At 73.2% G+C, this 2137-nt stretch carries 2 protein-coding genes; both read right to left on the bottom strand.

Features of this window, described 5'->3' with window-relative positions; translation table 11 throughout:
* A partial coding sequence (locus DQW06_RS00655) for an ABC transporter ATP-binding protein (protein ID WP_232832927.1) occupies nucleotides 1–971 on the bottom strand: 971 nt, incomplete at its 3' end.
* A gap of 14 nt (nucleotides 972–985) precedes the next feature.
* Nucleotides 986–2137, bottom strand: a 1152-nt coding sequence (locus DQW06_RS00650) for an ABC transporter permease (RefSeq protein ID WP_198662352.1), incomplete at its 5' end; no start/stop codon positions are given.

Here is a 2137-nt window from a genome sequence, read left to right as displayed (position 1 = left end):
GCGGTGACCGGGGGGACGGTGGTGTCGCACAGCCCCTCCACGGCCTGGGGGCAGCGGGTGCGGAACACGCAGCCGGTGGGCTGGCTCCCGGGGTCGGGGATGGCGCCCCGGATGGTGGGCAGGCGGCGTGAGCGGGCCGCGCCGATCCGGGGGACCGCCTCCAGCAGGGCGCGGGTGTAGGGGTGGCGGGGGTCGTGGAAGATCTCGTCCACCGGCCCCTGCTCGACCACCGTGCCCAGGTACATGACGGCGACCTCGTCGGCGATCTCCGCGACCACGCCCATGTCGTGGGTGATGAAGAGCAGGCCCATGCCGGTGTCGCGGCGCAGGTCGGCGAACAGGTCGAGGATCTGTGCCTGGGTGGTCACGTCCAGCGCGGTGGTGGGCTCGTCGGCGATGAGCACGCGCGGCCCGCACGCCAGGGCCGCCGCGATCATGACCCGCTGGCGCATCCCGCCGGAGAGCTGGAAGGGGTAGGAGTCCACGACGCGTCCGGCGCCGGGGACCCGCACGCGTTCGAGCAGGTCCACGGAGCGTTCGCGGGCCTCACGGCGGGACACGCGGTGGTGCACGCGCAGGGACTCGCCGATCTGGTTGCCGGCGGTGTGCACCAGGGACAGCGAGGACATGGGCTCCTGGAAGACCATGGCCACCTCGCGGCCGCGCACCGCGCGGATCTCCCTGCCGGTGGGGTGCAGGGCGGCCAGGTCCACGGGCTGCCCGCCCCCCTGTTCCGGGTGCAGCAGGATCCGGCCGCCCACCACCTCGCCGGGCGGCTCCACCAGCCGCAGCACCGAGCGGGCCATGGCGCTCTTGCCGCAGCCGCTCTCGCCGACCACGCACAGCGTGCTGCCCCGGCGGACCGCCAGGTCCACCCCGTCCACGGCGCGCACCACGGCGTCGTCGGTGGTGAAGTGGGTCCGAAGGCCCCGGATGTCCAGGACCACGTCGTCGCGGGTCTGGGCCGCCACGGCGGCCACCTCCCTCACCTGTACGGGGCGGCGGCGTCGCGGACGCCGTCGCCGACGAAGTTGAGCACCAGCACCGCCACCGTCACCGCGGCCCCGGGCAGCAGCAGCCAGGGGGCGCCCGCGATCGAGTGGATGTTCTGCGCCTCCTGGAGCAGGACGCCCCAGCTCACGACCGGCGCCTGCAGACCCAGGCCCAGGAAGGACAGTGAGGTCTCGGCCAGGATCATGAACGGCACGGCCAGGGTCAGCGAGGCGATGATGTGGCTGGCGAAGGACGGCAGCATGTGGCGGGCGATGACCCGCCCGGTGCCGCAGCCGTCCAGCCGGGCGGCCGTCACGAAGTCCTCCTGGCGCAGCGACAGGAACCGGCCGCGCACCACGCGTGCCAGGTCGGTCCAGCCGATGAGCGACAGGAGCACGGTGATGGCGACGTAGGTCTGCACCGACCCCCACTCGCGGGGGACGGCGGCGGACAGGCCCATCCACAGCGGGATCGTCGGGATGGACATCAGGAACTCGATGACGCGCTGGATGGCGTTGTCCACGCGCCCGCCCAGGTAGCCGGACAGACCGCCGAGCACGAGTCCCAGGACGAAGGACAGCGCGACCCCGGCCAGGCCGATGGACATCGACACCCGGGTGCCGTAGACGATCCGGGATGCCATGTCGCGGCCGTTGCGGTCGGCGCCCAGGAAGTAGACCTCCTGGTCCGGGTCGCTGGCGCCGATCAGGTGGACGTCCGAGGGGATCAGGCCCCACATCTCGTAGGGCTCGCCGCGCACGAACAGGCCGACCGGGATCTTCACGGACTCGTCGACGGTGTAGGTGTTGGCGAGCGTCTCGGGGTCGCGTTCCACCTGGTAGCCGTACACGTACATGCCCAGGTCGAACCCGTCGGAGGTGTCCACGACGCGCAGCGTCTGCGGCGGGGCGTAGGTGCGATCGGCGTTGTAGGCGCCCGGTGTGCTGGGCGCGACGAACTCGGAGAACACCGACACCAGGACCAGCGCGCACAGCACGAGCGCACCGGTGACGGCCAGCTTGTTGCGGCGGAAGCGCCGCCAGACGAGCACCCGCTGGGGCGCCTCGCCCCGCGGGTCCGTGGCTGCCGGGGCCTCGGGGCCCCCGGGTCCGGAGGCGGTGGCGCCCCGGGGCTCCTCGGGGGG

Origin of the sequence: Nocardiopsis sp. TNDT3, from assembly GCF_003427465.1 — a bacterium.
Taxonomy (GTDB): Bacteria; Actinomycetota; Actinomycetes; order Streptosporangiales; family Streptosporangiaceae; genus Nocardiopsis; species Nocardiopsis dassonvillei.
This window is presented reverse-complemented; position numbering and strand designations above follow the sequence as displayed.